Source organism: Coprobacter sp., from assembly GCF_982436375.1.
In genome coordinates this window covers 1-7,819 of record NZ_CEWDCG010000151.1, presented here as the reverse complement: position 1 = coordinate 7,819, position 7,819 = coordinate 1, and the positions used below count along the sequence as shown (strand labels likewise).

Sequence of the window (7,819 nt, the reverse complement as noted above, 5' to 3'; positions counted from 1 at the left end):
AATGAAAAAGGGTGACCCGTTCAGTCGTTATTGACTTTTGGGTCACCCTCTTTTGTTTATATTCGTTTATTCATTATATCTTCTATCTACAATACTCCAGTCTATGATATTCCAAAGTCCGTCGATGTGTTCTGCTCTTCGGTTTTGGTAATCTAAATAATAAGCATGTTCCCAAATATCGACGCCTAATAGAGGTTTTCCATTTCCTTTTAAAACATTACCTGCGTTACTTTCTCCAATAATATCCAGTGTTCCGTTTTTATTTTTGATTAACCATACCCATCCTGAGCCAAATAAATTATTTGCCGTATTGGTGAATGCTGTTTTAAAATTTTCGAAATTTCCCCACTGTTTATTTATTTGTTTTTCTAAGTTGCCGGATGGTAAATGTTGTGCATGCGGAGAAAAAGCGTCAAAATAAAAAATATGATTCCATGCTTGGGCGGCATTATTATAGAGAGAGCCTTCCGATTGTTTGACAATTGTTTCCAAGTCTTTTCCTTCCAGATTAGATATTTCTTTTATTAAACGATTTACATTATCAATATAGCCTTTTAGGTGCTTACCATAATGAAGCATTACTGTCTGTGCACTGATGTACGGTTCTAATTCGTTTTCGGCATAAGGAAGAGGAGGAAGAACAATTTCGCTATTTTCGGATTTTGTTTTTACTATATTATTTTGGGCGTATGGATTTTGAGTGAAAATAAATCCTGATAAAACCAGTACTATTGTTATCTGTTTTAGTCTTTTCATTTGGTAATTTATTTTTATAGGAACATTTTATTATAATAACCATAGAAAGCGAGAATGGTTCTTTTTTAGAACCAATTTAAATTTTCCGATGCAGAAAATCAGTTAGTTCGTTTTTATTTTTTTCGATCTGTTTTTTACATTTTTATTCTTTAGGTAACCTGTTGTTATTCTTGTGAAGACAAGAAAAATGTTTTTAAAGTCGACTCGAGCAAGGTCTAAACAAACTCGTATAGATTTTATTGGAGAAAATTGCAGATATATTTTAATAGTTAAGATAGAACTTTCTATAACCTTTTACTGTTTTATTGAAAACAAAAGTTTGAAAATAATGAATAGATATGGTAAACAAGTCCGCTATGGAATAATTATGATGCTATGTGTCAGTCTATTGACAGGAACGGGATGTTCTGCATGGCAAGGTATGTCTAAAACCGGTCAAGGTGCTACTATCGGGGCAGGTTCTGGTGCTGCTGCAGGTGCAGGAATCGGAGCGTTGGTAGGAGGTGGCAAAGGTGCATGGATAGGTTCTTTAATCGGTGCTGCTGTTGGCTCTGGTACGGGGGCCTTGATTGGTCGTAAAATGGATAAGCAGCAGCAGGAACTTGAAGCACAGCTAAAGAATGCACAGATAGAGAAAGTAAAAGACAGTAATAATTTGCAGGCGATAAAGGTTACTTTTGAGAATGGAATTTTATTTGCGATTAATTCTTCTCAGTTAAATGCTTCTTCTAAAGCTGATTTAAGTAAACTCGCTCAAAATTTAGTACAGAACCCAGAGACGAATGTACAGGTTTTCGGTTATACAGACAATACGGGAAGTCAGCAACTTAATGAACGTTTGTCTCTGCAACGTGCAGAGTCGGTTGTCAATTACTTGATCAGTGACGGAGTCCGTTCGAGTCGTGTTTCTGCAAAAGGATTCGGCTGGAATGATCCGGTGGCATCGAATGCGACTCCGGAAGGGCGTGCGCAAAATCGGAGAGTGGAAATATATATTACGGCAGCTCCGGAAATGATTCAGAATGCTCAATAAATAGATTTTTTTGATGTGTGTGTTGGTGAAAAGGTGTAGAAAAGCAATATTGCTTTCTGCACCTTTTTGGTTTTTCAAAAGAAAAGTCTTTCTTTGTAAGAATCTGTTAAATTTTGTGCGGATGTTTTTTGGGTTGATATTTTCAGAAAAACAGGCTAAGAAAAACACAAAGATGATCTGATTGGTTTTTTGTATCGGAAAATAAAAATTAAAATGGTTATAAAAATGAGTTTTGTAATAGAAGAATCCTTTGTAAAAGGTAAGTCTTTAACTAGCTTATGTGAAGACGGATGGGTTGCAACACCAGATTATGTTGTGGTGATTGATGGGGCGACTTCCAAGTCTGATTATAGGATAGATGGTGTTACTACCGGAAGGAAGGCAATGGAAATTATTTCGGATGAGGTTCAGAGGTTACCTTCGGGAATTTCGGCATCAGAGTTTGTGAATATTATAAATGAACGCATTATTCGGTATTATAAAACAAATCATATTTTAGACCTTGTAGAGCGATTCCCTGAGACAAGATTAACTGCGAGTGTTGCTGTTTATTGTCATTCTCGAAATGAAGTTTGGCTTATCGGTGACTGCCAGTGTAAAGTAGGGGAATGCTGTTTTAAGAATAATAAAAAGATAGATTCTATACTTTCTGAGCTGAGATCTTTTGTTTTGTGTTCGGCTTTGCGGGACGGATCTTCGATAAAGGAGTTACAGAAACGGGATATAGGCCGGGAGTTTATATATCCTATGTTGAAGAGACAGTATTTGTGGCAAAATAATTTAGATGATAATTCTGAGTATCGTTATATTGTATTAGACGGTTTTCCAGTCGATTATGCTTTAATCCGGATTATTCCGGTTGGTGATCGTTCTGTTGTTTTGGCAACCGACGGTTATTTTGATCTGTATGGGACATTGCAGGAAACAGAACAAGCTCTTTGTCTTCAAATAGAAACAGACCCTTTGTGTATAGGAATAGGCTGTGATAAAAATAACAAAAGTACGAAAGGCGTTCTTCCCGGAAATTGTTCTTTTGATGATCGGACTTATGTTCGTGTTTCTTGTTTTTAAGAATCGTTTAACTTGTTATGGATAAATTTTTCTGCGGTTTTATTTCTTTGTGCTGAACAAAAGACCTTCTTTCTGTATACCTATTTGTATTCCCCAATTATCTCCGAACAGAGAGCCTTTATCAAATGCTCCCGATAATCGAAATGTCCAACCTTTAATTTTTTCAGGTCGGTAATTTATTTCTGCTAAAGTTGAAAATTCATGTGTGATATGGGTAAAAGGTAAATATCCAGTACCCCAGCCTTGTTGATGCCCTGCTAAAATTTTGTATGAGAGCTCTGAAAATATGTATCCGTCTATTCCGGCGTGGAAAGCCAGACTTCTGGAACTTTTAAATCCGAGAAATCCGTCGGTATTATAACCGGGCGAAGCGATAAACGGTGTTCCCATCGTATGTCCTCTATGTGTCCACCCGTTGTATGCCATGTGTCCGTAATAAAAATCAGCTCCGCTTGTTTTTAGAGGCAATTCTTCTGTTTTATCGAATAAGAACGGACCACTTTGATCTTTTGAATTCATTATCTCGAATACAGCACCGGTTATTGGTTTTTTCTTGATTGTCCGATATTCGATTCCCCATAATCCGTCCCATTTGTTTTTAAAGATCATGCCTGAATGATCGTCAAAATAACGTTCATGATATAATTTTGCATGCCAGTTTTTTTTACGATAACCTATTTCTAAGAGATAACTGCCTAAGTGATTGCCTGTAACGTTTACCTGGTCTATTAGTGGGGAATCATTACCTCCGGATAATGGTACGAATACTTTAAAAAAACTTTTGATTCCTGATGGAAATTTGGTTACGGAAGTTTTGAAATTGGGGTTATCATATATTGTTCCTCCAAATTGTGCTGCCATGTCTATTCCGATCGAACCGTAAAAAGGTTTTTCTTTTTCAAATTTTAATATTAGATATTTACGGTGATACAAAACATGTTTGCTGTAGGGTTTTCCTTCTCCTTTATGCTCTTTTTGATAAGCATCATCAACAAATATACCGTAAGAAATTTCTCCTTTAATTTGCATCCATCCATTTGTTCCCGGAAAATTGACAAAATGAGGTATTCCTACCGATACTTGTGGTATCGGACGGCTGTTCCCGGACCAAACCATACTTCCGCTGCTCAGTTCTCTGTCACGCATTAGGGAGTATTGTTCTTTACTACCTATCATAAGTTCGAGACAACGATATTTTATTTCACCGTATAATTGTTGTAAATAGATTGTTGCATCGTTATTGTATGATCCGATAAGATCAATACCGAATCCATATGAAAAACGTTTGTTATTATCGATTTTTTTGCTCACACCTGCTCTTAGATAACCGTTATTTGGGGTGAATGAAATTATTCCACCACGATTATTCATTAAATAAAAAGGAGTAAATTCGCCATTCCCTGCAATTATATTTGTCTCTGCATTGTATTGGAGGGAGAATTGTGCATGAATAATGCTGTGTGTAGAGCCGAAGAAAACAAAGAGGAATAGTATAATTATTTTTTTTAGCATAAAGGTCAGAATTTACGAAATGTGTATATGGTGTCATTACAGGATAATATTAGTGCCGAATGATCCAGTTTTTTGATTGCAAAGTTTTTTTCAGCGGTATGCCATCCATAATAAGGGTTTTTTAGTGCATTTCCCATGTAAGATGGTGTTACTGTCATAAAGATAGAGTCTGTCTTTATGGTGTAGATACCGTTTGTTTTTTCGGCACTAAAGTCATTTCCCTGTACTAATGTCGCCAATTCGAATATATTCAACTGAAAACTGTAAAATATCGAATCTGTCGATATTTGGTTGTTGTTGGGCATATCGATGTGTCTTAATTGCCATTTTCCTCTGATAAGATTTTCGTTATCCTTATTGCAGCCGGAAAATAGGAGTGTTAGAATAATGGTCGATAATGGCAGAAATTTTTTTATCATTATATTTCAAATTATTTTTTGTTTAGGATAAGCTGATATACCGAATCGACTTGTTCGGCGATATTATCCCAGTTATAAGAAGACAAATCGTACTTTCTTTCAAACTGTATGTTCTCGATTTTATATTGTAACTTATTTTTTAAATCGGAAATCGAGCCGGTTTTGAAATAATCATCAAGAGTTAGTTCCGGTAACCGATTTGCCGGAATATCACTGACAAGCACGTCTAAATCATAACTCATCGCCTCGAGAAGAGATATAGGTAAGCCCTCATGAAAAGAAGGAAGTATGAATAATGCAGCATTAGACATTATCTCATTCAGTTTTTCCCCTTTTATAAAACCTGTTAATATGACATGTTCTTCTAGAGCTTGTCGTTTCAGATTTTCTGAATATGCCGAAGGATGGTCGGCATCTCCGGCGATTACCAGCTTATATTTATTTTGTTTCAATGCAGAGAATGCTCTTATTAGTAAATCGAACCCCTTTTCTTCGACAAATCTTCCCATTGCTAATATATATTTATGGGTAGTTAATCCCAACTGATCGATATAATAGGTTGATTGGGATTTTTTAGGGAGAGTTACACCGTTGAAAATCAAGTGAGCATCATTCCTACCGTATTTCTTGCGAAGAATATTGTCGATTACATTGGAAATAACGATAATTTCATTTGCATATTTTGCACTCATTCGTTCTCCGGTGCGAAGCATCCATTTGGCTAAATGTCCCCATTTCTGGCGGTCATAGTCAGGACCATGGTGAGTCATGACTACTTTTAAGCCTAATATCCGGGCAAAAGGTATTAACAATGAAGGACCTATCGCATGAATGTGTAAGATGTCGGCATGTGATTTTTTTGCATATAGGATGGCCAGAAAGGTGTGAACGATGGCTTCCAGACTTTTTTTACGGGGAGCGTAAATGTCTTTTAAAGAGATTCCTTTATAATTATCTATTCGAATATTATCAGTAATATAACAGCTACGTCGTACAATAGTGACTGTATATTTGTTATTAGCAAGACGAGGATATAATTCTTCACAATGCGTCTCTACTCCCCCTAAAATATCAGGAATACCTCTTGTCCCGGTAACAATGATTTTTATTTTTCTTTCAGATTTCATGGGAATATGCAGATAGACACACTAATATATAACGGAGAGAAGATCTGTTTTCGTATATAATTTGTCGAATTTGAGGAAGACCGATTATTTGCTTTTCTCCTTTAAATTTCCCTGTTCGGGATCTTGTCCTACATCATACCATTTTTTATCGATACATACGGGCCTTCCGGTCATTGATCTCCATTTGTTTTTTAATACCCAGCGTAAAGGATGTTGAATATATTTTTTCATTACAGGAGATGCTGTTCCTACCATCCAGCAATTTTTGGGACATTTGCGTACTAATTCTCTTACCCGTGTAGCCTGTTCGCTTTCCCAAATTTCTTTAAAATCGGTTACATTTCGAATGTTACCCATACTTTCCTGCCAATATTTTTCTTCAAGACCATTACATGGATAAACTTCTCCATAGGGATCAACGAAAAAGTTTACTAATCCGGCTTCACAAGGTAACATGCGGCGGTTTCCTTCAATGTAGTTGATAAGCCCCATATTGAAGAATGCTCTGAACCATGATTTGGGGTGGGTTTCTTTCATTTGCATTTCAATTAAACGGGTAAAGTTGTCGATAACCTCGTTTGTATTGGTTATCACATTGTCGTGTTTGTGGAAATAATAAGAATTATGAAATGCCGCAGTGGCAAACTCCATTCCCAAATTTTTTGAGAGGCGGTATAAAGAGAGCATATCTTCGGAATTATTATTGGAAACAGTAATGCCGAAACCAATATCTTTTACTCCCATTTCTTTGAGGAGCATGAGTGTCCGTAATCCCTTATCGAAACCTCCGGCTCTTCCTCTTAATTCGTCATTTTTACATGATAGCCCCTCTATACTGATTCTGATACCTATGTTTGGGAATTTCTCGGCCAGTTTTATGACTCTATCTTCAAACCATCCGGATGTGGAAATCACTACCCGTGGAGACTTTCGAAACATTACCTCGACAATTTCTTCAAGATCTTCCCGTACAAATGGTTCTCCTCCGGTGAGATTCACAAATTTTACTTTGGGGAGTTTTTCGAGCTCCTTTACTTGTATTTCTTTGCTTTTTTCTGTCGGATTCTGCCATATACTGCACATTTTACATTGCATCGGACACCTGTAAGTGGTGATGATGCACATATCTGTAGGGGATGAAATTGCCATATCGTTTGATTGTAAATCGTAATAAGGCACAAAAATAATAAAATAAGCGTTCTTTACAGAATGATTTGTGATGTTATTTTATTCCTTGCGGTTTTTGATAAGTTTTGCAGGAACACCTCCGACAATGCTATATGCAGGAACATCTTTTGTCACGACACTACCGGCCGCGACGATCGCATGCTTACCGATAGTAACACCGTCTAAAATTGTGCATTTGGCTCCTAACCATACTCCATCTTCAATAGTTATGCCCTTTCGGGTTGCGCCTTGGTTCATAATATATTCGTCAGTATTGTCTGCATTATGATTTTCTGAAAATATAGATACTCCGGGACCCATAATAACGTAAGAACCTATTCTTACATTCCCTCGTACTTGAATAAAACATGATTGAGAAATACCGACATTGTCTCCTATCTCTATACCTTCTCCTAATTCTCTGATTACTCCGGTACATTCGATAATAGAATTTTTTAGAATAGTGACGTTATTCCCTATTTTTACTCCGTTTTTTGATAGTGCATTAATCTCGACATTGTCACCTAAAGTCAGAGTTTTCCCAATTGTAATCAGATATTTATGGCGGAGTTTACAATGACGTCCGGCAAATAATATTCCGGAAGATTTTTTTAGTCCGATTTTTTTTATCGATCCCCGTATAATGCAGGGTATTTTAGATAACACCTCGATTGTTAAACCTTTGCCGCTAAGGTTCTTATCAAGTTTATAATCTTTTTTCCCGAGTTTATGGA

General features: G+C 36.5%; 8 protein-coding genes. 2 read left to right on the top strand and 6 right to left on the bottom strand.

The features are described from left to right. Window positions 1–66 precede the first annotated feature (66 nt). Window positions 67–756, bottom strand: a complete 690-nt coding sequence (locus AC1WHX_RS08925) for a superoxide dismutase (protein ID WP_009319539.1) — start codon at window positions 754–756, stop codon at window positions 67–69. A 328-nt stretch (window positions 757–1,084) separates the two neighbouring features. Between AC1WHX_RS08925 and AC1WHX_RS08920 the strand changes: the two genes are divergently transcribed. Together AC1WHX_RS08920 and AC1WHX_RS08915 are read left to right on the top strand one after the other, a co-directional pair. Next, window positions 1,085–1,789: a YiaD family glycine zipper/OmpA-like lipoprotein gene (locus tag AC1WHX_RS08920; protein WP_122338382.1), complete on the top strand. Its 705-nt coding sequence runs from the start codon at window positions 1,085–1,087 to the stop codon at window positions 1,787–1,789. A gap of 225 nt (window positions 1,790–2,014) precedes the next feature. Beyond that, complete coding sequence (locus AC1WHX_RS08915) at window positions 2,015–2,860, top strand: hypothetical protein (RefSeq protein WP_278585439.1); 846 nt, start codon at window positions 2,015–2,017, stop codon at window positions 2,858–2,860. A gap of 39 nt (window positions 2,861–2,899) precedes the next feature. Here AC1WHX_RS08915 and AC1WHX_RS08910 read toward each other — a convergent pair whose 3' ends face one another. The 5 genes from AC1WHX_RS08910 to AC1WHX_RS08890 form a co-directional block, all read right to left on the bottom strand. Further along, entirely contained in the window at window positions 2,900–4,372 is a 1,473-nt protein-coding gene (locus AC1WHX_RS08910; RefSeq protein ID WP_303117038.1) for a capsule assembly Wzi family protein, read from the bottom strand. A gap of 5 nt (window positions 4,373–4,377) precedes the next feature. Then, entirely contained in the window at window positions 4,378–4,791 is a 414-nt protein-coding gene (locus tag AC1WHX_RS08905) for a lipocalin-like domain-containing protein (protein WP_122338377.1), read from the bottom strand. Window positions 4,792–4,802: 11 nt separating this feature from the next. Beyond that, window positions 4,803–5,918 (bottom strand): glycosyltransferase family 4 protein, encoded by a 1,116-nt coding sequence (locus AC1WHX_RS08900; RefSeq protein ID WP_302544876.1) that lies wholly within the window; start codon window positions 5,916–5,918, stop codon window positions 4,803–4,805. An 84-nt stretch (window positions 5,919–6,002) separates the two neighbouring features. Continuing rightward, window positions 6,003–7,067, bottom strand: coding sequence for a radical SAM protein (locus AC1WHX_RS08895; RefSeq protein WP_302544875.1), 1,065 nt, complete (start codon window positions 7,065–7,067; stop codon window positions 6,003–6,005). 78 nt (window positions 7,068–7,145) lie between these two features. Next, window positions 7,146–7,751 carry an acyltransferase gene (locus tag AC1WHX_RS08890; protein WP_481229183.1) on the bottom strand — a complete coding sequence of 202 codons (606 nt, stop codon included), beginning with the start codon at window positions 7,749–7,751 and terminating at the stop codon, window positions 7,146–7,148. Between the last annotated feature and the right edge of the window lie 68 nt (window positions 7,752–7,819).